The organism is Kitasatospora sp. NPDC051853 (assembly GCF_044452665.1).
GTDB lineage: Bacteria > Actinomycetota > Actinomycetes > Streptomycetales > Streptomycetaceae > Kitasatospora.
The window spans coordinates 480,262-503,051 of record NZ_JBITBY010000006.1 but is presented as its reverse complement, the minus strand read 5'-3'; the positions used below and the strand labels follow the sequence as shown (position 1 = coordinate 503,051).

Below are 22,790 nucleotides of genomic sequence, written 5' to 3'. Positions count from 1 at the left end.
ACGTCAGCGGACGGGCTGGGTGGCCTCCAGCCGCTGGATGGCGGTGCGGACGGCCGCCGTGAAGCTCCAGAACAGCGGCAGGGTGTTGGCCGCGCGGTCGAGGCGGGTGTTCTTGCCGGGCGCGAACATCGCGGCGCGCAGTTCGGTGGTGAGCTCCAACTGCGCACCCGCACCGAGCAGGCTGCGGTTGCAGATGTTCTGCGGGTGGACGCCGGCGATCTCCTCGTCCCCGGTCGCGGTCGCCGCGCGGATGCCCGCCGCCGCGAACTCCTCGGCCAGGTACTGGCGCAGCGTGGCGTTGAGGCCGCCGATCAGCACCGCGGCGGCACCGGCTTCGAGGCCGGCCTGGGCGGCGGTGCAGCCGTGCAGGGAGACGACGTTGAGGCTGCCCGCGCACATCGCACGGCCCGTCAGGTCGTCGAAGTGGGTCGAGGTGACGTGCAGGGCGCTGTTGCCGGAGGACCGCAGCCCCTCGAACATCCAGAAGTCGTGCAGCGGCCCGGCGGGGGCCGTGTCGGTGGGGCCGGCCGGGGAGTACCCGGCGATGGCCAGGCACAGCTCGGAGGTGCCGCCCTCGATGCCGCCGCCGTGCGGGGCGATGACGGTGGTCCGGACCGGAGCCGCGGCCGCGGCCGGGTCCTGGTCGTCGACCAGGTGCCGGCGCAGGCGCCGGCCGTAGTCGACGCCCTCCACCAGGGCCGGGTCCGCGTAGAGGGCGGTGTTCGAGTCGTAGAGGTCGGCGGCGTGGGCCGTGGTGGCCGACAGCGCGGTGCCGAGGGCGCCCATGGCGGGGGCCGCGACGAGGGCGGTGATCAGTGTGCGGCGGTCAATCATGGGAGCGGATCCTGGCAGCTCAGCGGGCGTGCAGGCAAACGAACGGCGGATCACCGACAGAGCGGGGAGCCGGGGAATCCGTCAGAGGTGCCGACGCTCCACGTCGAGCCCCCGCACCGCCCTGGAGCCTGCCGACGCCCTCCGGATCGTGCTCGACGCCGCCGGCTGACCGGCGAAAACCGCTCGGCACGGCGCGGGGCCGCCCCAGATGATGTGACACCACTCCCCTGACCGGAAGGCCGCGTGCCATGGCATCCCCGCACGACCGCGACTACCTGACCACCGCCTGCTACGTCCTCGGCGACAACGCCTGGCACCTGGAGCTCGAGGACCTCCGTCATCAGCGGCTGCTGGTGTCCGCGGTGATCCCCGACGAGGATCCGGCCCGTGAGCCGGTGTTCCGCTTCGAGGAGCTGGAGGAGGCACAGCAGGTGCCCTACGAGGTCATGCGTCGGTTCACGGACCAGGTCGAGGAGGAGATCCGCTCCTCCCGCGCGTGGATGCGGCTGCGGCCCGAGCTCGTCGCGGTCGTCCACCACCTGCGGCAGGAGCACGCCGGGTGGATCGACGACGAGGACCTGCCTGGCGCACTGGCCGGGCTCCGCGCCTCCGTCCCCGAGGCCGACCTGCCCGCCGTTCTCGCTGCCGCGTTCGAGCGGGCCCTCGACGGCACCGAGCTGGACCGCGCGGAGGCCTTCCGGATCGTGCTCGCGGCCGGCGCCCGCTGACGGCGAACGCCCCCGCCGTCGCGGGGACGGGGCGGGGGCGTTCGGCGGGAGGTGAGGGGGCGTCAGGCGCGGCCCATCTCCTCGGCGATGGCGGTGGCGAAGGCGTCGATGTCGGCTTCGGTGGTGTCGAAGGCGGCCATCCAGCGGACCTCGCCGGTGTGCTCGTCCCAGAAGTAGAAGCGGTAACGCTTCTGCAGGCGCTCGCTGACCTCGCGGGGGAGGATGGCGAAGACCGCGTTGGCCTGGACCGGGCGGACCAGGGTGACGCCGTCGATGCCGGAGACGGCGGCCTCCAGGCGCTTGGCCATGGCGTTGGCGTGGGAGGCGTTGCGCAGCCAGAGGTCGCCGCTGAGCAGGGCCTCGAACTGCACGGAGACGAAGCGCATCTTCGAGGCGAGCTGCATCGACATCTTGCGCAGGTACTTGAGGTTCTTGACCCGCTCCGGGTTGAGGACCACCACGGCCTCGCCGAGCAGCAGGCCGTTCTTGGTGCCGCCGAAGGAGAGGACGTCGACGCCCGCGTCCGTGGTGAAGGCGCGCAGCGGCAGGCCCAGGGAGGCGGCGGCGTTGGCGATGCGGGAGCCGTCCAGGTGCACGAGCATGCCGTGCTGGTGGGCGTGGTCGCAGATCGCCTTGATCTCCTCGGCCGTGTAGAGCGTGCCGAGCTCGGTGCTCTGGGTGATGGAGACGGCGAGCGGCTGGGCGCGGTGCTCGTCGCCCCAGCCCCAGGCCTGACGGTCGATCAGCTCGGGGGTGAGCTTGCCGTCGGGGGTGGGGACGGTGAGCAGCTTGAGGCCGGCGATCTTCTCGGGGGCGCCGCACTCGTCCACGTTGATGTGGGCGGTCTCGGCGGCGACCACCGCGCCCCAGCGCGGGAGCAGGGCCTGGAGGGCGACCACGTTGGCGCCGGTGCCGTTGAAGACGGGGTACGCCTCGGCGGACGGGCCGAAGTGCTTGCGGAACACCTCCTGGAGGTGCTCGGTGTACTGGTCCTCGCCGTAGGCGACCTGGTGGCCGTCGTTGGCCAGGGCGATGGCGGCGAGGATCTCCGGGTGGACGCCGGCGTAGTTGTCGCTGGCGAAGCCGCGGACGGCCGGGTCGTGGCGGCGTACGGCGTCGGTGGTGGTCATCGGGCTGTCAGCCACAGGTGCTGTCCGTTCAGTTCTGCTGCGGGGCGGTCCCAGAGGGACGCCAGGGCGTCGGCCAGGTCGGCGGTGTCGGTGAAGCCGGCGAACTTCGCGTCGGGCTTCTCGGCGCGCATCTCCGGGGTGACCAGGGCCTTGATCACCAGGATCGCAGCCGCCGCGGTCGGGACGCCGTCGGGGGCGGTGGTCTCCTTGACGAAGGAGTCGGCCATGGCCAGTGTCCAGGCCTCGGTGGCGGCCTTGGCGGCGGCGTACGCGGCGCCGCCGGCGGTCGGCTTGTGGGCGGCCGAGGCGGAGATCATCGCGTAGCGGCCGGCCTCGCTGCGGACCAGCGCGGGCTGGAAGGCCAGCGAGGTGTGCTGGAGGGTGCGGACGACCCGGTCGTGCAGGAAGTCCCAGTCGTCGATGCGGCTGTCGAAGAAGGTCTTGCTGCCGCGCCAGCCGCCGACCAGGTGGAAGACGCCGTCGACGTGGCCGTGCTCGTTCTCCAGGTGGTCGGCCCAGTCGTGGACCTCCTGGGGGTCGAGCAGATCGATGACCTGGCTGGAGATCTTCGCGTCCGGGACGGTGAGCCGGATGGTGTCGAGGGCCGACTCCAGGGCCTGGCCGTCGATGTCGGCGGCGATCACGGTCGCGCCGGCGGTGGTGAGGCGGCGCAGGGTGGCGCGGCCGGCCGGGCCAGTGGCTCCGGCGACGGCGATGACCTTGCCTTCGAGCTGACGGTCGTTCACGCCGCGATCTCCTGACGGTCTGCGGTGGCACCGGTGATGCCGGTGGTGGCGGCGATCACGCCGCGGAGCTTCTTGGACAGGGCCTCGAAGAACATCGAGAGCGGGAACTCGTCGGGCAGCACCGCGTCGCAGAGCGCCTTGCGGAGCGCCTTGTCCTCGGCGATGTCCAGCGGGAGGCCCTCGGGGCCCTTGGCCCAGGTGGAGGCCGGGTGGGGGGTGAGGTACCGGGAGACCAGCTCGTAGGCCGCGATCCAGTGGGCGGTCTTCGGACGGTCGATGCCGTCGCGGTAGAGGGTCTCGATCTCGGCGCAGAGCCCGTTGGTGACCTCGGCGACCCGGCTCCAGTCGATCGAGAGCCGGTTGTCGCGCCAGCGCAGCGCGTCGTGCTTGTGCAGGTAGGCGAAGAGCAGCTGGCCGCCCATGCCGTCGTAGTTGCGCACCCGGTCACCGGAGACGGTGAAGCGGAACATCCGGTCGAAGAGGATGGCGTACTGGACGTCGCGGCCCTGCGGGTAGCCCTCGGCCTCCAGCTTGACGGCCTCCTTGAAGGCGGTCAGGTCGCAGCGCAGCTCCTCCAGGCCGTACATCCAGAACGGCGAGCGCTGCTTGATCATGAAGGGGTCGAACGGCAGGTCGCCGTGGCTGTGGGTGCGGTCGTGGACCAGGTCCCAGAGCACGAAGGTCTGCTGGGCGCGCTGCTGGTCGGCGAGCAGGCCGACGGCGTCCTCGGGGATCTCCAGGCCGAGCTGCTTGACGGCGCTGGTGGAGACGGCGCGGAAGCGGGCCGCCTCGCGGTCGCAGAAGATGCCGCCCCAGGTGAAGCGCTCGGGGGCCTGGCGGACCGCCACGGTCTCCGGGAAGAGCACCGCGGAGTTGGTGTCGTAGCCGGCCGTGAAGTCGGTGAAGGTGATCGGCACGAACATCGGGTTGTCGAAGCGCTCGCGCTCCAGCTCGGCCAGCCACTCGGGCCAGACCACGGTGAGCAGGACGGCCTCGAGGTTGCGGTTCGGGTTGCCGTTCTGGGTGTACATCGGGAACACCACCAGGTGCTCCAGGCCGTCCTCGCGCTGCTCGGCGGGCTGGAAGGCCAGCAGCGAGTCCAGGAAGTCGGGCTCGCGGTAGCCGGTGTCGGCCCACTTGCGCAGGTCGGCCAGGACGGCGGTCAGGTAGGCGGCGTCGTGCGGGAAGAGCGGGGCGAGCTCCTCGACCGAGCCGAGCACCGACTCGACCAGCGGGTCGACGGTGGAGCGCTGGACGGCGGACAGGTCGATGGAGCCGTCCTTGGCCTGCAGCGGGCGCAGCGCCTCGACGGCCTCCTTCAGCCGGATCCAGGCGGGGTGCGCCGCGTGGCCGGCCGGGGTTACTCCGGAGAGTTCGGCCGCCTCGACGAGCTTGGGCGAAAGATTCTGCATCAGAGACCCACTTAGACAGGAGTTATTTCGACAGGTACACCATAGATTCGAAAGGTTCTCCTGTTCAAGGGGGGTCCCTCCGACACTGACGTGACATACGTGCCGTCCAGCATGCGGACAGTGGCGTGGACTTTGTGGACAGTGGGGCCGATGGGGTGCGAACCTCCCGCCATGCTCCCGGCGGTGATCCACGTGGCCTGCTGCCACCCCGACCTGACCCGGGTGCCTTCCTGTTGTCGCGGCGCCTGCTGACGCCCCGCCGCTGACACCCCGTCGGGAGGCACCGCGGCGGCCGTGCCGTACGCCGACCATGCCCGCCGCCCCCGCGCCGCGCCACCGCTGATGACCCGGTTGGCCGCGCCCTCCCGACGGGCAGTCCTCTTCCTGGCACGTCCTCACCCCCTGCCCCTGGAGCCCGCCATGACCCCGGCCGTCCGCACCGCCCGTCTCGCCCCCGTGGCCGCCCTGCTCGCGGCCGCCGCGCTGCTCGCCGCCTGCGCCCCCCAGGAGGAGGCCAAGTCGCCCTCCGCCGCCGGGAGTTGCGAGGCCGGAAAGCTGGCCACCAAGAAGTCCGGCACCCTGACGGTGGGCACCGACAAGCCCGCGTACGACCCGTGGTTCTCCGAGGACGCCCCGGAGAACGGCAAGGGCTTCGAGTCGGCGGTGGCCTACGCGGTGGCGGAGAAGCTGGGCTACCCGAAGGACCGGGTCAGCTGGGTGGTCAGCCCCTTCAACAAGGCCTTCGCGCCCGGCGCCAAGGACTTCGACTTCGACATCAACCAGGTGTCGGTGAACGCCGAGCGCAAGCAGTCGGTGGACTTCTCCTCCGGCTACTACGACGTCCGGCAGGCCGTGATCGCGCTCAAGGGCTCCAAGACGGCCGGCGCCGCCTCGCTGGCCGACCTGAAGAACGCCAAGCTCGGCGCCCAGGTCGGCACCACCAGCCTGTCCGCGATCACCGGGCAGATCAGGCCCGCCGCCCAGCCCGCCGTCTTCGACGACAACGACCTGGCGAAGACCGCCCTGAAGAACGGTCAGATCGACGCCCTGGTGGTCGACCTGCCCACCGCCTTCTACATCACCGGCGCCGAGGTGACGGACGCCAAGGTGATCGGGCAGCTGGAGGGCGCGGGCGGCTCCGGCGGCGAGCAGTTCGGCCTGGTGCTGGACAAGGGCAGCGCGCTGACCGGCTGCGTCAGCCAGGCCGTGGACGCCCTGCGGGCCGACGGCACGCTGGCCAGGCTGGAGAAGCAGTGGCTCTCCGACGCCGTCTCGGCCCCGGTGCTCAAGTGACCGCCACCACCGACCTGACGAAGCCGGACGAGGAGTACCGGCCGTCCGAACGGCGGCTGGCCCGGGAGGCGCACCGGCGCCGCCGGGCCCGCCGCTCCGCGCTGATCGCCACCGTCAGCACCGCGCTCACCGCGCTGGTGCTGGCGGTGGTGGTGGTCGGCTCCCCCGGCTGGGAGCGGACCAGGCAGACCTTCTTCAACGCCCACTACGCCCGCCAGGCACTGCCCGAGGTGCTGGCCGGCCTCAAGGTCAACCTCGTCCTGATGCTGGTCTGCGGCGCGCTGATCCTGGTGTTCGGCCTGCTGCTGGCCGTGCTGCGCACCCTGCGCGGCCCGGTCTTCCTGCCGGTGCGGCTGCTGGCCACCGCCTACGTGGACTTCTTCCTCGGCCTGCCGATGATCATCTGCCTGCTGATCATGATCACCGGCGTGCCCGCGCTCCGGCTCACCGGCGTCACCACCGACCCGCTGGTGCTCGGCGGGGCCGCCCTGGTGCTGACGTACTCGGCGTACGTCTCCGAGGTCTTCCGGGCCGGCATCCAGTCCGTCCACCCGAGCCAGCGCGCGGCGGCCCGCTCGCTGGGGCTGACCAACGCCCAGGCGATGCGGTTCGTGATCCTGCCGCAGGCGGTGCGGCGGGTGGTGCCGCCGCTGCTGAACAACCTGGTCTCGCTCCAGAAGGACACCGGCCTGGTCTCCATCGGCGGCGTGATCGACGCGGTCTTCGCCGCGAAGATCATCACCTCCCGGACCTTCAACTACACGCCGTACCTGGTGTCGGCGCTGGTCTTCATCCTGCTCACCATCCCGATGACCCGGTTCACCGACTGGGTCAGCCAGCGGATGAACCGTCGTCAGTTCCAGGGGGGTGCGGTGTGAGCGACGATCCGGTGCTCCGCTTCGAGGCGGTGCGCAAGTCGTACGGCGGCCAGCTGGTGCTGCGGGACGTCTCGCTGTCGGTGCCCGCCCACTCCGTCACCGCGCTGATCGGGGCCTCCGGCTCCGGCAAGTCCACCCTGCTGCGCTGCGCCAACCTGCTGGAGGAGGTGGACGACGGCGCGGTCTTCCTGGACGGCGAGGAGATCACCGACCCGTCGGTGGACCAGGACGCCGTCCGGCGCCGGATCGGTGTGGTCTTCCAGTCCTACAACCTCTTCCCGCACCTGACCGTCCTGCAGAACGTCACCCTCGCCCCGCGCCGGGTCCACCGGCGGGAGCGCGCGGAGGCCGAGGCGCACGCCCTCGAACTCCTCGCCCGGCTCGGCCTGGCCGACAAGGCCCGCGAGTACCCCGACCGGCTCTCCGGCGGCCAGCAGCAGCGGGCGGCCATCGTCCGGGCCCTGGCCACCGGGCCCCGGCTGCTCCTGCTGGACGAGGTGACCGCCGCGCTCGACCCCGAGCTGGTGGGCGAAGTCCTGGGCGTGGTCCGGGACTTGAAGGAGCAGGGGATGACCATGGTGCTCTCCACCCACGAGATGGGCTTCGCCCGGGAGGTGGCCGACCAGGTCTGCTTCCTGGACTCCGGCGTGGTGCTCGAACAGGGCCCGCCGGAGCAGGTCTTCGGCGACCCGCAGCAGGAACGCACCCGGCAGTTCCTCCGCCGGATCGTCGCCTCCGGACGGCTCACGCCCGGCAACTGACCACCCGTCACACCTCAGTGCGCCCCCGTTCGCGCCCTGCTCCGCCCGTTCCCGATCGGTGATCGTGGAGCGGACGGGGCGGGATCGGCTGCGGAGGGGGCGCTGCGGTGCACGGACCGGTACTGGTGAGCACACTCCTCGCGGCCGTCGCGGGCGGCACGGCCGGCTACTGCCTGTACCGCCTGCGGCGGGGCGGGCAGCGGGAGTCCGACGCCACCGAGGCCGCGATGGGCCTCGGCATGGCCGGCATGGCCCTGTGGCCCGTCCCCCTCTGGGGCTGGCTCTTCGCCGGCCTCACCGTCTACATGCTGGCCGCCGCCGCCCTCGGCGGCCACCACCCTGGCCACCGGCTCCACCACGCCGTCGGCTCGGCGGCGATGGCCTACATGGCGCTCAGCCCGGCCGCCCACCACGGCGCGGCGGGGCTGCCGCTGCTGACGGGTCTGCTCCTGCTGTACTTCGGCACCTACACGGTGTGGAGCGGCACCCGCCTGCTCGCCACCCCCACCGGCCACGCCGTCGCCGTCTCCGCCCACGTCTCCCGGGCGTGCCGCTCGGCCATGGGCGTCGGGATGTTCGCGATGCTGCTGACCATGTAGGTGGCTACGCCTCCGGGGGCGCGGGGAACTGCGCGCAGGGGAACGGCAGCACGTGCAGCTGACGCACCTGCCCCGATCCGGCTGTGGGCCGCCTTCCGGACTCGCGCAGTTCCTCGCGCCCCTGGGTCGCTGCCCTGCCGGGCGTCCTGCGTCGAGCCGGTGTGCCGTGGGTCATGTTGGGCCGGAGCGGGTTCTCCCGGGGCGGCGGAGCGCGTAGGTTGCTGCCATGACGGCTCTGTTCGGTCTGCTGGTGCTGGGGGCGGTGCTGGCCACCGTCGCGCCGCGGCTGTTGGCGCGGGTGCGGTGGGCGGACCGGGAGCCGGTGCTGGCGTTGCTGGTGTGGCAGTGCCTGGTCGTGGCGGTGCTGCTGTGCTGCGTGCTGGCGCTGCTGCTGGCCACCTCCGCCGCGCTGCCGCCCGTCCGGGCCCTCCTGTTCTCCACCGCTCCGCACGGGGTGGAGGCCGCCTACGGCCTGGCCGACGCGGAGGGGTGGGGGCGGCTGACGGCCGCGCTGCTGGCGGCGGGCGGGCTGTGGACGGCCTACTCGCTCTCCCGGGAGGTCCGCTCGGCGCGGGCGCTGCGCGACCGGCGTTCCGCCGAACTGGCCCATCGTGCGCCGGAGTTGCCCGAGGGGCTGGGTGCCCGGAAGGCCGCGGGCCGGGAGCGGCTGGTGGTGCTGGAGAACGTCCGCCCCGAGGCCTGGTCGCTGCCCGGGCCGTCCTCCCGGCTGGTGGTGACCACCGGTGCGCTCCAGCAGCTGACGGACCGTGAGCTGGCGGCGGTGCTCAGCCACGAGCGGGGGCACGTCCGGCACCGGCACCACTGGCTGGCGCAGTCCGCCCAGGCGCTGGCGAGCGGCTTCCCGGGGGTCGGGGTGTTCTCCGCCTTCCGGGACCAGGTGGGCGAGTTGGTGGAGCTGGCGGCCGACGACCGGGCGGCCCGCCGCCACGGCCGGGTGACCACGGCCCTGGCCCTGGTCGAGATCAACAGCGGCCGCGGCGTCTTCGGCGCCTCCTGCACCCCGCAGCAGCTCGCCGAGACCCCGCACCGCGTCGACCGCCTGCTCGCCGGCGAACCCCGTCTCCCGGTCCACCACCGCCTGCGCCTGACGGTGGCCGCCCTGGCCGCCCCCGCCGCCGCGATCCTGCTCGCCGCCGCCCCGGGCCTGGTCAGCCTGATCTGAGGAGCCGTCAGCCCACTTGGCGCTTCTGGCAGCCCGCTCAGCCGAGCTGGCCGGTGGGCCGCACGGTGATGTGGTTGATGTCGACGCCCGCTGGCCGGCCGAGGACGAAGACGATCGTGTCCGCGATCTGCTCGGCGGTCAGCGCCGCCCCGGGGCTGCCGCCGCGCTCGTCCCAGAACGGGGTGTCCACCACCCCGGGGGCGACCACGGTCACGCCGACCTCGTCCTGGCCGACCAGCAGCCGGGTGTTCTCGGCCAGCGCGTGCACGGCCCACTTGGTGACCGAGTACAGGTTGCCGGGTGTGTGGCGCACTCCCGCGACCGAACCCATCAGCACGATCCGGCCCTTGGACTCCCTGAGCCGCGGCAGGGTCTCGCGCACCAGCAGTGCCGGGCCCAGGACGTTGGTGAGGACCATGGCCCGCATGTCCTCGGGGGCGTGGCTCTCCAGGTTCCCGGGCAGCGAGAACCCGGCGTTGGCGATGACGTTGTCCAGCCGGCCCCAGGTGTCCACCACGCGGCGCACGGCGGCGGCGACGTCGTGCTCGTCGCCGGTGTCCCCGGCGATCGTCAGCAGCCGCTCGCCCGCTCCGGCCGTGGCGGCGAAGGCGGCCAGCTTGTCCGCGTCCCGTCCGGTGACGGCCACCCGGTGGTCCTCCTTGAGCAGGGCCCGGGCGGTGGCGGCACCGATGCCGGTCGAGCCCCCGGTGATCAGCGTGACGGGTCCCATCGGACGGCCTCCTCGGCGGTGCGGTCGGGGCACGGCCTGGCCGTCTGCCCCCGAAACGCCTGCACTATAGCCCCGACTTCACCACCGATGCCCGCCCCACCGACGCCCGCTCCACCGCCCCGGCGCCGCCTCCCCGGGCGGGCCGCCCGGCCGCCCTCCCCCGGCGCCTCCGGCACCCGTTCTCACCGGCCCCGGGAGACGTAGCCGGTCAGCGGGGCGAGGGCCCGCCAGCCGAGGGTCTCGTAGAGGGCCCGGCCCTGCACGGTGGCGCCGAGGACGCCCGACGAGACCCCGTGGGCGAGGGCCGCGTCGGTGAGGGCGGCCATCACCACGGTGCCCAACCCCCGCCGTTGGTGGGCCGGTTCGGTGGAGATCCGGTCGGGGACGCAGACCGCGGTGGTCAGGCCCGCCTGGCCGGAGGCGGCGGGGCTGCCGTCGTCGGCCAGGACCCGGACGGTGGTGACACCGCCGGTGGTCGCGGTGGTGACGGTGTAGCCGTCGGGCACCCGCGTCCGGGACGGGCGCAGGTCGACGGCCATCAGGAAGCAGGGGTCCACGGGCTGCCAGTCCGCGGCGGGGAACCACGGGTCCATCACCTCGGCCGGGAGGAACCCCTTGATGCAGACGGCGGGTTGGGCGACCGAGGCGATCAGCGTACGGGCGGTCGTGGCGTCGGCGCCGAGCAGGACGTGACGGACCGTCTCCCGGGGTCCTCCGACGTCGATCCGCATCCCCCAGGGGACGTCCACCGGCGCGGCCAGCCGCCGGGACACCGCCCACCCCTCGACCCACCACCGTGCGGTCTCCACTACCGGCCCCCTCGCTCCTCCGTCACCGAACCGACCGAACTGTACGGGAGGGCCGAATTCGGTGGCGCCGGGGTACCCCCACCTGCCTACCGTCGCCCGGTGAACGACGAACTCTCCCCCGCCACCCGCCGGTTGCTCGACCAACGCCTGGAGGCGGCCCGGGCCGCGGCCCGGCTGCCCGCCCTGGCCGCCGCGCTGCTGCGCGACGACGGCAGCCCGCTCTGGACCGGCGCCACGGGCTCCGTGGACGGCCGGCCGCCCGGTGGCGACACCCAGTTCCGGGTCGGCTCGATCACCAAGACCTTCACCGCCGTACTGGTGCTCCGCCTGCGGGAGGAGGGGCTGCTCGGGCTCGACGACCGGCTGGACCGCCACCTGCCCGGCCTGCCGGAGGCCGTCGGCGCCGCGACCGTGGCCCAACTCCTCGCGCACACCGCCGGGTTGCCGCTGGACCCGCCCGAGAGTCCGCGCCCCGAGGGCCCGCGGCCGGAGGGCCCGCACCCGGAGGGCCGCCGCTCGCCCGCCGACCTGCTCGGGGAGCCGCCGGTCCTCCACCCGGCCGGTGCGGCGCACCACTACTCGAACGTCGGCTACGCGCTGCTCGGCGCCCTGGTGGAGCGGCACCGGCAGACCTCCTGGGACGAGGCGCTGGCCGCCGAACTGCTCCGGCCGCTCGGGATGCGCCGCACCACCCGCCGGCCGCAGGCGCCGGCCGCGGGCGGCTGGTCGGCCGATCCGCGCACGGGCGCCCCGCGCCCCGAACCGGCCCTGGACTTCGGTGCGTTGGCCCCGGCCGGGCAGTACTGGTCCACCCTCGGCGACCTGGCCCGCTGGGCCGCGTTCCTGGCACGGGGCCGGGAGGGCGTGCTGAGCGCCGCCGCAGTCGCCGGAATGCGCCGGCCGGCGGTGGTGGAGGGCTGCTACGGCCTGGGACTGGAGCTCTGGCGGGAGGACGGGGCGGAGTTCGCCGGGCACACCGGTTCGGTGCCGGGCTTCCGCGCCGCGCTGCTGCTGGCGCCGGCGGCCGGACTCACCGGGATCGTCCTGGGGAACAGCTCGACGCCCGTGCCGGGCGGGGCGGACGGCCTGGCGCGCGACCTGATCCGGCACGCCCTCCGGGACTGACGGCCGACCCACCCGAACAGGCCGGCCCGGCCGAACGGCCCGACCGAACAGGCCGATCCGACCGAACGCCCCGGCCGACCTGACGGAGGATCAGCCGCCCTGGAGCCCGCCCAGGGTCCGGGCGAGCACCTCGCGGTGGACCGGCCGGGCCTCCTCGTACCGCCGCCGGCCGGCCTCGGTGAGGGTGACGTAGATGCCGCGCCGGTCGGAGGAGCACATCGCCCGCTCGACCAGCTCCGCCTTCTCCAGGCGGCCGATCAGGCGGGAGAGGGCACTCTGGCTCAGGTGGACCTGGGCGGAGAGGTCCTGCACCCGCAGCCGCGTCTCGTGCAGGGGCTTCCGCTCGTCCTCGTAGAGGCGCTCCAGCACCTCGAACTCGCTCATGCCCAGCCCGTGCCGCTCGCCCAGCTCACGGTCGAGCGCACAGGCGGTGGCCGCCTGACGGGCCAGCAGGTCGCGCCAGTCGGAGACCAGGTTCGCCCCGTCGGCGGGGACATCGGGTTCGGACACGCGGCCATCCTACCACATGCGCATGAACTTATTGCGCACACATTAAATCGACTTGCATTGAATGCACGTGCATGGAAGTGTCCTTCCCATGACCACAGCACGAGAGCCATCGGCAACCGCCGCTCCCGCCACTCCCTCTGACGCCCCGTCCGTCCACGGCGACGAAGCCTGGAGCCCCCGGCTCTGGGGCACCCTGATCGTGCTCTGCGCCGCCCTCTTCCTCGACGCCCTCGACGTGTCGATGGTCGGCGTGGCCCTGCCCTCGATCGGCACCGACCTCCAGCTCTCCACCTCCACCCTCCAGTGGGTGGTCAGCGGTTACGTGCTCGGCTACGGCGGCCTGCTGCTGCTCGGCGGCCGGGCGGCCGACCTGCTGGGCCGCCGACAGGTCTTCCTGGTCGCCCTCGCCGTCTTCGCCGCCGCCTCCCTGCTCGGCGGCGTGGTCGACGACGGCGGGCTGCTGATCGCGGCGCGCTTCGTCAAGGGCGTGGCGGCGGCCTTCACCGCCCCGGCCGGACTGTCGATCATCACCACCACCTTCGCCGAGGGCCCGGCCCGCAACCGCGCGCTCAGCATCTACACCGTGACCGGCGCCAGCGGCTTCTCGCTCGGCCTGGTGCTCAGCGGCCTGCTCACCTCGGCCGGCTGGCGCTGGACCTTCCTGATGCCGGTGCCCGTCGCGCTGATCGCGCTGGCCTTCGCCTTCCAGCTGCTGCCCCGTCAGCCCCGCCCGCCGCGCGGCTCGGCCGGGTACGACATCGCCGGGGCGGTCACCGGCACCGGCTCGCTCCTGCTGCTGGTCTTCACCGTGACGGAGGCCCAGAGCGCCGGCTGGGGCAGCCTGCGCACCATCGGCTCGCTGGTCCTGGTGGCGGCCCTGGCCGCGGCCTTCCTGGTGATCGAGCAGCGCACCGCCCACCCGCTGGTGCGGCTCGGCATCTTCCGCAACGGCGGCGTGGCCCGGGCCAACCTCACCGCGCTTGCCCTCTTCGGCTCCTACGCGGGCTTCCAGTTCATCGCCACCCTCTACCTCCAGCGGCTGCTGGGCTGGACGGCCCTGGAGATGGCGCTGGCCTTCCTCCCGGCCGGCGCGCTGGTCGCCCTCTCGGCCACCAAGATGGGCGCGATCGTGGACCGCTTCGGCACCGGGCGGCTGATGGTGCTCGGGGTGCTCTCGCTGACCCTCGGCTACGCGCTCTTCCTCCGGCTCGACGAGCACAGCGGCTTCGCCACGCTGGTGCTGCCCAGCATGGTGCTGCTCGGCATCGGCTTCGCGCTGGGCTTCCCCTCCGTCAACATCGCGGCCACCAACGGCGTGGACGACGAGGAGCAGGGCCTGGCCTCCGGGCTGGTGAACACCGCCTTCCAGGTCGGCAGCGCCCTGGTGATGGCCGCCGTCACCGCCGTGATCACCGCGGGCAGCGGCGGCGGGGAGAGCGCCGCGGCACAGCTGGACGGCTACCGCCCGGCCCTGCTGCTGGTCACCGGGATCTCGCTGGTGGGCTTCGTGGTGGCCGCCGTCGGCGTGGCGCTGGAGCGGCGCAAGGCGCCGGTCGCGGTGCCGGACTACGACTACGCCCGCACCGCCGCCGAGGCCCCGGCCGCCGCGGAGGTGCTGACGAAGGGCTGACGGCGCGTCACCCCGAGGCACTCGTGACGGAGGCCGGGTCCACCAAACCCCCGTGTTGGTGGACCCGGCCCCGTCGCCGTACGCCGGAGGCCGAAGGGCCTGGCGAGCGGCTCCCGCACAGTATATTGGCTGGGAGCCAATCAACGTACGGAGCAGACACGATGGCACCTCGCGGGGAATCGGTCAATGAGGAAATGCGCCAACGTTCCCGGCTCCGCATCATGCAGGCGACGGTCGAGCTGGTCGACCTGCACGGGTACGCCAGGACCACGCTGGGCGACATCGCCGAGCGGGCGGGGCTGGCACGGGGGCTGCTGACGTACTACTTCGACAGCAAGCGGCTGCTGATGCAGGCGGCCACCCACCGGATGATGCACCAGAAGCTCTCCGCCGCCCTGGCGGAGCTGCCCGAGGGGGCCGGGCCGGAGGCGCGGCTGGCGCGGGCGATCGACGCGGTGCTCGCGCTGGCGCTGGACCACCCCAGGGTGATGCGCTCGCACCTGGCGCTGATCCTCGACCCGGACGTGGGCGCGTTCGTGAAGGACCCCGAGCAGCGCACCCTGGGCGGCATCCTCCAGGGGCTGCTGGGCGACTGGGGCTCGGCCGATCCGGTGGCCGAACACGCGGTGCTGCGCAGCGCGTTGATGGGCGGGGTGATCGGGCTGCTGCTGCCGGGCGCGGCGGTCTCGCTGCCGCCGATCCGGGCGGACCTGTTCTACCGCTACGGCCTGGCCTGGGAGTTGGGCCGGCCGCCGGTGCCCGAGGCGCCGCCGCGCACGCAGCCGCCGACCCGGGTCTGAGCCGGGCCGACGGCTGACGGTCTGTCAGGAATGCGTCAGGGCAACGGACATGGTGATGCCCGGGCCACCGGCGCCGGAGCGGATCAGTTGCCGGTGAGTATCCGGGTGAGCAGGTCCTTGGTCTGCTCGGGCGTCAGGCTGTCCACGCACAGGCGCTCCATCACCTGGACGTAGGCGTCGACGTCGTCGCGCTTGTCGAGGTAGAGGGCGCTGGTGAGCTGCTCCAGGTAGACCACGTCCGCCAGGTCCTGCTCGGGGAAGCGCAGGATGGAGAACGCACCGCTCTCCCCCGCGTGCGCGCCGAAGCGGAACGGCATCACCTGGATCACCACGTTGGCCTGCTCCGACACGTCGAGCAGGTACTGGACCTGAGCGCGCATCACCTTCGGGCCGCCGACCGGGCGGCGCAGCGCGGCCTCGTCGATCACCGCCCACAGGCGCGGGCCGGGCCCGTCGCTGAGCAGCTTCTGACGGCGCATCCGGAGACTGAGGCGGCGCTCCAGCTCCTCCTCGGTGATCACCGGGCGGGTCTGCGAGAAGACCGCGCGGGCGTACTCCTCGCACTGCAGCAGACCGGGGATGAACTGCACCTCGTAGGTGCGGATCTGGGCGGCCGCCTCCTCCAGACCGACGTAGGTCTGGAACCAGCCGGGCAGCACGTCGTTGAAGCTGTGCCACCAGCCGGACTTGTTGGCCTCGCGGACCAGGCCGAGCAACGCCTCGCGCTCGGCGCCGTCGTCCACCCCGTAGAGGCTGAGCAGGTCGGCGACATCGCGCTCCTTGAAGGAGACGCGGCCGAGCTCCATGCGGCTGATCTTCGACTCCGAGGCCCGGATCTGGTAGCCGGCGTCCTCGCGCGTGATCCCCCGGGACTCCCGGAGCCGGCGGAGCTGCGAGCCGAGCAGGATCCGGCGCACCATCGAACCGCCACCGGGCTGGACTGTGGTCATTGCCGTCAAAACCTCCGCCGTGAGCAAACAGCGCACAGTCTGCCATCAGTTGAGCGCTCTGGGTGCCGGTACTGACTGATCAATCTGCCAGTTCTGCTCCGACCCTCCCAGGATGCACGTGCATCCGGCGCTTGCATATGCCAAAGGTGCGACTGCACGTGAATCGACTCTTGCATCCGCACTGTGCGCACGGGACCATGGTGCACGTGCACCTGCACACCCCTGGCACCCCCGCGGGCACCGTGTCGACGTCCCCACGCGCGATTCCGCACACGCCTCCGGCCGCGCCCCCGCGTGGCCGGATCGCCGTGCGCGGACGTGGTTCGTCGGCCCGGTGGCCGCGCGGCCGAGCGAGTCGGAGGTGACCGGCATGACCCCGGTGGGTCCCGCCGTGTCCGCCCCCTTATGGGAGGAGCTCTTCATGAGCACCGGTACGGCCATCGCGGCCGACCCGCACGTGGTCAGCTGCACCCTCGCTCCCCGCTTCGAGGCCGTGCGGACGGCCCGGGAGTTCGCCAGGGAGACCCTGCACGGCTGGGGCCTCGCTCCCCTCTTCGACGACATCGCCCTGGTGGCCTCGGAGTTGGTCACCAACGCCCTGCGGCACGCCCTGCTGCAGCGACCTGACGCCGCGTCAGCGGTCCGGCTGCCCGTGCAGCCCGGTCCCGACCGTACCGTGGAGCCGCGGGCGGACGCGCGCCTTCTGCCGATCCGAATAAGCCTGGTGCACCGCTCGCCCCAGGTGGTCTGTGCCGTCAGCGACCCGAGCAGCCAGGGCCCGGTGGCCCGCGAGCCCGACTTCGTCGCCGAGTCCGGCCGGGGCCTGCACCTGGTGGACTCCTTCAGCCGCTCCTGGGGCTGGCACCCGCTGGCCGGCGCCGGCAAGGTGGTCTGGGCCGTCTTCGAGGCCGACACCGTGGCACCCGCCGCCACTCCCGGCCGTCACCGGCGCTCCGCCTGACGGTCCGCCAGGCCACCCCGCCGCCGCCACGGCGGGGTTCCACGACGGGGCGCGGGCAGTCACAACGGGGCGCGGGACGGCCCCGGACACGACGAAAGGCCGCCGCGATCCCCTCGCGACGGCCCCGGTGGCCCCGGCCCGACGGACTGTCAGCCCGCCAGGTGGTCGAACTCCCCGTCCTTCGCGCCGAGCAGCAGCGCCGCTATCTCCGCGCGGGTGTAGACGAGCGCCGGTCCGTCCGGGAAGCGGGAGTTGCGCATCGCGACGTCACCACCCGGCAGGGCCGCGAACTCCACGCAGTTCCCCTGCGAGTTGCTGTGGCGGCTCTTCTGCCAGACCACACCTTCGAGGTCCGCGGAAGGCATGCCGTTGTACGTGGTGTTCTGCATGGTGGATTCTCCCCGACGTGACAGGCGTTCGCCTCACTTGACGTGATGATAGCTCCAGTGCACGTGCATCAGCACGAGTGTTTGCGCGTGCACCGAGCGGGGCATGCATCAGTCAGCAGGCGCGCTCGCCAAGCGAGTTGACGCCCCGTATCAGGACAAACGCGGGCCAATCGTGGACATACCGATGACTGCGCGTACTCGAACTCCAGCGGGTTGTCGATCTTCGGGGGTTTCGCGAGATGGCTCACGGTCCGTCACCTCTGTCGGATTGTGACGCCGATCACTGTCCGGACTCCGGCCCGGCTGTGGCCGGTGGGGGGAGATGTCCTACGATCTCCGCCATGAGCACAGCAGCCATCCCGGGCCCGGCACTGCCCGTACGTACTCCAGGCTCCCGTGCGCGGGGGCGCCACCGCCGTCCCGAGCGGCCGGAGATCCCGGCGGGTTCGCCGACGCTGGTGCTGGCCGTTCCGGCCACCGCCGGGCCGGAGGCCCGCCCCGTGGTCGAGGAACTGCTCTCGATCGTGCGCGGCGAGCAGCCGGGCATCGAGGCCACCGCCGCCTACCTCGACGGCGCCCAGGACGACTCCTCCCCCACCGTGGCCGAGCTGCTCGCCCGGGCCGCCGAGGCCGGGCTGCCCGCCCCCGTGCTGGTGCCCCTCCTCCCGGGCCCGCACGGCTTCCTGACCGGCCTTCACGAGCTGGCCGCCGAGCACGGCGCCACCGTGACCGACGTGCTCGGCCCGCACCCGCTGCTGGCCGAGGCCGTCCACGTCCGCCTCTCCGAGGCCGGGCTGGCCCGGGCCGACCGGGCCCGGCTGTTCGCCATCGCGACCGCCGCCGACGGCATCGTGCTCACCACCGCCGGTGGAGAGGACGCCGCCCAGGCCGCCGAGATCACCGGCGTGCTGCTGGCCGCCCGCCTGGCCGTCCCGGTGGTCGGCGCCGCCCTCGACGTGCCCGGCTCGGTGCTGGCCGCCGTCAACCACCTCAAGGCGACCGGGTCCCAGCGCCCGGCGCTGGCCCCGCTGGTGATCGGCCCCGAGGCCGACCCGGAGCTGCTGGCGACCGCCGCCGAGGAGGCCGGCTGCCCGAGCGCCGCTCCGCTCGGTGCCTACCCGGCCGTCGGCCAGCTGATCGCCTCGGCCTACCTGGCGGCGCTCCCGCAGCCCGTCCTCGAGGAGCAGGAGGCCGGGGCCTGACGCTCCGCCACCCGGCAACGCGACGGGGCCCCGTACGGTGCGGAACCGTACGGGGCCCTTGCGCGTCCACATCCGCGTGGACTCAGGAGACGGGCGCCGCGTCCCGCAGCGCGATCCTCGGGGTGACCACCGCGCGCGGCGGCACGGCGCTGGTGGTCGGGGTCGGCGCGCCCGAGAGGTGGATCTCCTGGGCCTCGTTCGCCCCCGCCCTGCGCAGCACCACCCGCTTCGGGGTGGGCAGCTTCGGGTCGAGCCAGAGCTCGGTGCCACTGAACTCGCAGTCCAGGATGGCGATGTCCTCCGGCGCCCCGCCGTCCACCGCGCGCAGCGCCACCCCGGCCTTGCGGTATCCGGTGAACTTGCTGCGCGTCACCTGGACGGTCTCGCCCGGGAGTTGGTGGAGCGCGGTGGAGACCGCGTAGTCCGACTGCCCGGCCGCGTCGATCAGCAGGCCGTCGAAGACGGTGCCCTTGTCCCGGCCGAGCGCGTGGATCGCCACTCCCCCGGCCGCGTTGCCGTAGAGGACGGTGCCGTTGTAGTCGAAGTCGTTCAGGTAGGCGCCGTGCTCGATGCCCCAGCCGCCGTTGTGGTAGGCCACGAACTGGCCGACGGTGTGGTGGAACTCGGCGTTCAGCCAGACGAAGATGCCGTTCTCCAGGTTGTTGTGGGCCAGGCAGCGCTCGAAGGTCCACACCCCCTCGCTGGTCTCCGGCCACTCGTAGCCGGAGGCGCCGTTGGCGCCCTGGACGCCGACCGCCACGCAGTCCCGGGCCACTCCGCCCTTGCCCGCGCCGAGGCTGAAGCCGGTCAGCCGGTAGCCGCGCGGGTTGGGGTCGAACTGGGTACGGGAGGCCACGCAGCTGTCGTAGGTGATGTCGTGCGAGGGGCCCTGCGGGGTCCGGGTGTCCAGCGGGCCGTCCCACCAGTAGGCGTCCTCCCAGGTCTGGTGGGCGATGCAGGAGCGGAAGGTGATGCCGTGGCAGTTGTGCGGCACGAAGGCGTGACTGCCGGTGTCCCGGACCACCACGCCCTCCACCACGGTGCCCCGGGTGGTGTCGCCCAGCATGTGGAAGTGCAGCCCGTACCGGCCGAGCACCGGCTCGGTGACCGGCTTGCCGGCCCACTTCTCCTTGCCCGCGGAGCGCGGGCCCATCCAGCGCAGGGCCGCGTAGCGGACGTCGGCGCGCTGGTTGCTGGTGATGTGGACGTGGGCGCGGCCCTTCTCGGTGCCCTCGACCCGGACGTTGCGGGTCAGGTTGAGCACCTCGGCGCCGACGCTCACCCCGCCGCCGGTGGTGACCTTGGGGTGGGCGTACTTGAGCGGGCCGTCCAGGCTGACGGTGGATCCGTTGACGGCGGTGACGGTGCGGTGGTCGTAGCGCTCGGAGAAGCCCTCGGCGTCGGGGGTGCCGGTCGGGGTGACGGCGAGCTCGTCGCCGACCTGCCAGCCGGCCGGGGCGGCGGCCAGCCTGATGCTGGTGTCACCGGCCTTCAGCGGGCCGGCCGCGCGGACCCAGGCGGTGCGCTTGGCGCCCGCCAGGCGGAGCCGGCCGGAGCCGGTGACCCAGAGGCCGGTGTCGCTCTCCACCAGGGCCATCCCGCCGCCCTGGAAGCGCCCCTCGTTGACCGAGGGGAAGCGGACGGCGTGCACGGTGGCGGCGTCCCGCGGGGCGAGGGTGAGCGCGCCGCGGACCTCGACGTTGCCGTGGGCGGTCAGCGAAACCGGGCGATCCGGGGCAAAAGTGAGCGAACCTGACGGTTCGACCAGGAGCGAAGCGACCGTCACGTCGCCGTCCAGCAGCACGTGGTCGGTGATCCGCACCGCCGTGCCGGGGCCGGGCGCGGCGCCGCCGCCCCAGCCGGCCGGGTCGGACCAGTTCCGCGGCCGCACCGTCTCGCCGGGCGAGGGCAGTGCGGAGGCGGACTCGGTCGGCGAGGCCGAGGGCGTGGCGGACGGGATGTCAGAGGGGCCGGGCGACGCACCGTGCGCGTGCGAAGCTTCGGTCGGTGGCGGCGGCTTCGCCGCCGAGGGGGCGTCAGGACCACTGCCCGAGCGCCGGACCACCTCCTCCACCCCGACCGCCGCCAGGGCCGTCCCGATCGCCAGGCCGATGAGGAGCTTCCGGCGACTGACCTTTGCCGATCCACTGTCCGCCGGGCCCGACTGGGGCCCTCTCGCGTGCCGCATGACCCGAAGCATAGGCAAATCCCTTTCGCCGCAAGGAATTTGAACAGAATCGATCGGAACCGACATCCGGATCGACAGCTTCCGGTTCATGAAGAGTCGGTAAAGAAACCATGATCGGCATCACAGGGGTTTGCGGTTTCAACTTAACTCTGCCTAACGTGACGCCCTGTTCGTGGCCACACGGACCCAGCCCCTCCGGAACGCCGAATCCTGCCGCCGGACGGGCCGGCAGCTCATCAGCACCACGGCAGGGGCGGGGGAACCACAGGTAAGTCGCCTGGTTTCGGTCACACATGACCGTTTTCAGGCTTGGGGTGAAGCCGCGCTCAGGCACGGCCGGGCAACTCCAGCCCGAATCCGACAGCTCACCTCGCAGGCGTGGGAGAGGAACGCGTCTTCGTGCTGTCCAGCACCACTTCCAAGCGTGCCCGCCGACTCATCGCCGCCACCGGCGTCGTGGGCATCGGCCTCACCGTCCCGACCCTCACCGCCGGCTCCGCCTCGGCCGCCCCCGTCTCCGTGTGGGACAAGGTCGCCGCCTGCGAGTCCACCAACGACTGGTCGATCAACACCGGCAACGGCTTCTACGGCGGCCTGCAGTTCACCTCCAGCACCTGGGCCGAGTTCGGCGGCAAGCAGTACGCGCCGCAGGCCAACCAGGCCACCAAGGCGCAGCAGATCGCCGTCGCCGAGAAGGTGCTCGCCGTCCAGGGCCCCGGCGCCTGGCCGGTCTGCTCCGTCAAGGCGGGCCTGACCAAGGGCGGCGCCGCCGCCCAGGTCGACACCTCCACCAAGGCCCAGGCCCCGCAGGCCGCCCCGAAGGCCGCCGAGCAGCAGGCCCCGCAGCAGCAGGCCGCGCAGCCCGCCGCCACCACCGCCAAGAGCTACACCGTGGCGGCCGGGGACTGGCTCTCCACCATCGCCCAGCAGCAGAACGTCGAGGGCGGCTGGGAGAAGCTCTACGAGCTGAACAAGGCCCAGCTCCCCGAGGGCCCGGACATGATCTACCCGGGCCAGCAGCTGGTCCTGGGCAACGTCGCGGTGGCCACCCCGGCTCCGGCCCCGGCTCCGGCTCCGGCGCCGGCCCCCAAGTCCACTGCCCCGCAGTCGGGTTCCGCCTCCAGCGGCACCAAGACGGCCAAGAAGTCCGCCACCGAGCAGACCGCGACCGTCGCCACCGGCTCCAAGGCCGCCGCGATCAACTTCGCGCTCTCCAAGGTCGGCCAGGCCTACGTCTACGGCGGCAGCAGCAACGGCGGCTGGGACTGCTCCGGCCTGACCCAGGCGGCCTTCCGCCAGGCCGGGATCTCCCTGCCCCGGGTGGCCAACGACCAGGCCGACGCCGCCACCCGGGTCTCGCTGGACAACCTCCAGCCGGGCGACCTGCTGTTCTGGTCCAACAACGGCGCCAACTCCGGCGTCTACCACGTCGCCATCTACCTGGGCGGTGGCAAGTACGTCGAGGCGGCCAACCCCCGCGCCGGCGTGAAGACCGAGACCATCGCCAACTGGGCCCCCGACTTCGCGGGCCGCGTCTGACGACGGCGTGAAGCACCGCCCCCGGAGACCTGGTCGGCTCCGGGGGCGGAGCCGTATCCTGCCGCCATGGCCAAGGTCACCGTCTCCCTGGAAGCCGACTTCGCGATCGAGCTGATGCTCCTCGCCGGCACCAAGAACCCGCAGGACGCCGTCGAGCTGATCCTCCGTGACTACCTCGCACGCTCGCGCCGCACCGAGGCGCGCACCGGCGACGCCGCCGACGAGAGCCGGCTGGTCACGCCCGACCCGGCCGTCCAGGAGGGCTGACACGGAAGCGGGGGGGGGGGGGGGGGGGGGGGGGGGGCGGGCCGCGCCGGCGGGGGGGGGGCGGGCGGGGGGGGCGGGGGGGGGGGGGGGGGGGGGGGGGCCAGCGGGGGGGGGATTTATGTGTGC

General features: G+C 73.0%; 23 protein-coding genes and 1 riboswitch. Of the genes, 13 read left to right on the top strand and 10 right to left on the bottom strand.

The genetic code is table 11. The features are described from left to right. Positions 1–3 precede the first annotated feature (3 nt). The gene (locus ACIA8O_RS20430; RefSeq protein ID WP_396295311.1) at positions 4–834 is read right to left on the bottom strand and encodes a poly-gamma-glutamate hydrolase family protein; all 831 of its coding nucleotides are present in this window, start codon (positions 832–834) and stop codon (positions 4–6) included. A 248-nt stretch (positions 835–1,082) separates the two neighbouring features. Here ACIA8O_RS20430 and ACIA8O_RS20425 point away from each other — a divergent pair, with 248 nt between their 5' ends. Beyond that, complete coding sequence (locus ACIA8O_RS20425; protein ID WP_396295310.1) at positions 1,083–1,562, top strand: hypothetical protein; 480 nt, start codon at positions 1,083–1,085, stop codon at positions 1,560–1,562. A gap of 62 nt (positions 1,563–1,624) precedes the next feature. On the opposite strand, the gene ACIA8O_RS20420 is transcribed toward ACIA8O_RS20425, so the two are convergent. The 3 genes from ACIA8O_RS20420 to ACIA8O_RS20410 are packed head-to-tail and all read right to left on the bottom strand — an operon-like array spanning position 1,625 to position 4,850. Next, positions 1,625–2,692 carry a threonine aldolase family protein gene (locus ACIA8O_RS20420; protein WP_396295309.1) on the bottom strand — a complete coding sequence of 356 codons (1,068 nt, stop codon included), beginning with the start codon at positions 2,690–2,692 and terminating at the stop codon, positions 1,625–1,627. Further along, the gene (locus tag ACIA8O_RS20415) at positions 2,689–3,438 is read right to left on the bottom strand and encodes an SDR family NAD(P)-dependent oxidoreductase (protein ID WP_396295308.1); all 750 of its coding nucleotides are present in this window, start codon (positions 3,436–3,438) and stop codon (positions 2,689–2,691) included. Before ACIA8O_RS20415 ends, ACIA8O_RS20420 begins: the two co-directional genes overlap by 4 nt. Further along, entirely contained in the window at positions 3,435–4,850 is a 1,416-nt protein-coding gene (locus tag ACIA8O_RS20410; RefSeq protein ID WP_396295307.1) for a DUF6421 family protein, read from the bottom strand. Before ACIA8O_RS20410 ends, ACIA8O_RS20415 begins: the two co-directional genes overlap by 4 nt. A 420-nt stretch (positions 4,851–5,270) precedes the next feature. Between ACIA8O_RS20410 and ACIA8O_RS20405 the strand changes: the two genes are divergently transcribed. The 5 genes from ACIA8O_RS20405 to ACIA8O_RS20385 all read left to right on the top strand — a co-directional run bounded on the left by ACIA8O_RS20405 (position 5,271) and on the right by ACIA8O_RS20385 (position 9,564). Beyond that, a complete protein-coding gene (locus ACIA8O_RS20405; RefSeq protein ID WP_396295306.1) occupies positions 5,271–6,143 on the top strand; it encodes an ABC transporter substrate-binding protein in 873 nt (290 codons plus the stop codon). Beyond that, on the top strand, positions 6,140–7,021 hold the full coding sequence (locus ACIA8O_RS20400) for an amino acid ABC transporter permease (protein ID WP_396295305.1): 882 nt from the start codon (positions 6,140–6,142) through the stop codon (positions 7,019–7,021). The genes ACIA8O_RS20405 and ACIA8O_RS20400 overlap by 4 nt, the downstream gene beginning before the upstream one ends. Next, entirely contained in the window at positions 7,018–7,782 is a 765-nt protein-coding gene (locus ACIA8O_RS20395) for an amino acid ABC transporter ATP-binding protein (protein WP_396295304.1), read from the top strand. The genes ACIA8O_RS20400 and ACIA8O_RS20395 overlap by 4 nt, the downstream gene beginning before the upstream one ends. 125 nt (positions 7,783–7,907) lie before the next feature. Further along, positions 7,908–8,381 carry a DUF5134 domain-containing protein gene (locus ACIA8O_RS20390; RefSeq protein WP_396295303.1) on the top strand — a complete coding sequence of 158 codons (474 nt, stop codon included), beginning with the start codon at positions 7,908–7,910 and terminating at the stop codon, positions 8,379–8,381. Positions 8,382–8,607: 226 nt separating this feature from the next. Further along, a complete protein-coding gene (locus ACIA8O_RS20385) occupies positions 8,608–9,564 on the top strand; it encodes a M56 family metallopeptidase (protein ID WP_396295302.1) in 957 nt (318 codons plus the stop codon). 37 nt (positions 9,565–9,601) lie between these two features. On the opposite strand, the gene ACIA8O_RS20380 is transcribed toward ACIA8O_RS20385, so the two are convergent. Further along, positions 9,602–10,294 (bottom strand): SDR family oxidoreductase, encoded by a 693-nt coding sequence (locus ACIA8O_RS20380; RefSeq protein ID WP_396295301.1) that lies wholly within the window; start codon positions 10,292–10,294, stop codon positions 9,602–9,604. 182 nt (positions 10,295–10,476) lie between these two features. Beyond that, entirely contained in the window at positions 10,477–11,103 is a 627-nt protein-coding gene (locus ACIA8O_RS20375; protein WP_396295300.1) for a GNAT family N-acetyltransferase, read from the bottom strand. A 99-nt stretch (positions 11,104–11,202) separates the two neighbouring features. Here ACIA8O_RS20375 and ACIA8O_RS20370 point away from each other — a divergent pair, with 99 nt between their 5' ends. Continuing rightward, a complete protein-coding gene (locus ACIA8O_RS20370) occupies positions 11,203–12,228 on the top strand; it encodes a serine hydrolase domain-containing protein (protein ID WP_396295299.1) in 1,026 nt (341 codons plus the stop codon). A 90-nt stretch (positions 12,229–12,318) separates the two neighbouring features. On the opposite strand, the gene ACIA8O_RS20365 is transcribed toward ACIA8O_RS20370, so the two are convergent. Then, positions 12,319–12,738: a MarR family winged helix-turn-helix transcriptional regulator gene (locus ACIA8O_RS20365; protein ID WP_396295298.1), complete on the bottom strand. Its 420-nt coding sequence runs from the start codon at positions 12,736–12,738 to the stop codon at positions 12,319–12,321. Between the two features lie 88 nt (positions 12,739–12,826). Between ACIA8O_RS20365 and ACIA8O_RS20360 the strand changes: the two genes are divergently transcribed. After that, positions 12,827–14,368, top strand: a complete 1,542-nt coding sequence (locus ACIA8O_RS20360; protein ID WP_396295297.1) for an MFS transporter — start codon at positions 12,827–12,829, stop codon at positions 14,366–14,368. Positions 14,369–14,562: 194 nt separating this feature from the next. Then, positions 14,563–15,168, top strand: a complete 606-nt coding sequence (locus ACIA8O_RS20355; protein WP_396295296.1) for a TetR/AcrR family transcriptional regulator — start codon at positions 14,563–14,565, stop codon at positions 15,166–15,168. 83 nt (positions 15,169–15,251) lie between these two features. On the opposite strand, the gene ACIA8O_RS20350 is transcribed toward ACIA8O_RS20355, so the two are convergent. Next, positions 15,252–16,118, bottom strand: coding sequence for a helix-turn-helix domain-containing protein (locus ACIA8O_RS20350; protein ID WP_396295295.1), 867 nt, complete (start codon positions 16,116–16,118; stop codon positions 15,252–15,254). Positions 16,119–16,539: 421 nt separating this feature from the next. On the opposite strand from ACIA8O_RS20350, the gene ACIA8O_RS20345 reads away from it, so the two are divergent. Next, positions 16,540–17,079: an ATP-binding protein gene (locus tag ACIA8O_RS20345; protein ID WP_396295294.1), complete on the top strand. Its 540-nt coding sequence runs from the start codon at positions 16,540–16,542 to the stop codon at positions 17,077–17,079. A 149-nt stretch (positions 17,080–17,228) separates the two neighbouring features. Here the strand turns inward: ACIA8O_RS20345 and ACIA8O_RS20340 are convergent, their stop codons facing one another. Continuing rightward, on the bottom strand, positions 17,229–17,468 hold the full coding sequence (locus ACIA8O_RS20340) for a DUF397 domain-containing protein (RefSeq protein WP_345289599.1): 240 nt from the start codon (positions 17,466–17,468) through the stop codon (positions 17,229–17,231). Between the two features lie 341 nt (positions 17,469–17,809). Here ACIA8O_RS20340 and ACIA8O_RS20335 point away from each other — a divergent pair, with 341 nt between their 5' ends. Next, positions 17,810–18,670 (top strand): sirohydrochlorin chelatase, encoded by an 861-nt coding sequence (locus ACIA8O_RS20335; RefSeq protein ID WP_396295293.1) that lies wholly within the window; start codon positions 17,810–17,812, stop codon positions 18,668–18,670. Positions 18,671–18,752: 82 nt separating this feature from the next. On the opposite strand, the gene ACIA8O_RS20330 is transcribed toward ACIA8O_RS20335, so the two are convergent. Then, positions 18,753–20,858: a hypothetical protein gene (locus tag ACIA8O_RS20330; RefSeq protein ID WP_396295292.1), complete on the bottom strand. Its 2,106-nt coding sequence runs from the start codon at positions 20,856–20,858 to the stop codon at positions 18,753–18,755. Between the two features lie 191 nt (positions 20,859–21,049). After that, positions 21,050–21,250, top strand: a riboswitch (cyclic di-AMP (ydaO/yuaA leader). Between ACIA8O_RS20330 and ACIA8O_RS20325 the strand changes: the two genes are divergently transcribed. Together ACIA8O_RS20325 and ACIA8O_RS20320 are read left to right on the top strand one after the other, a co-directional pair. Next, positions 21,237–22,397 carry a transglycosylase family protein gene (locus tag ACIA8O_RS20325; RefSeq protein WP_396295291.1) on the top strand — a complete coding sequence of 387 codons (1,161 nt, stop codon included), beginning with the start codon at positions 21,237–21,239 and terminating at the stop codon, positions 22,395–22,397. Its footprint overlaps the riboswitch before it by 14 nt. A 66-nt stretch (positions 22,398–22,463) precedes the next feature. Beyond that, complete coding sequence (locus ACIA8O_RS20320; RefSeq protein WP_396295290.1) at positions 22,464–22,664, top strand: hypothetical protein; 201 nt, start codon at positions 22,464–22,466, stop codon at positions 22,662–22,664. The last annotated feature ends 126 nt before the right edge of the window (positions 22,665–22,790 follow it).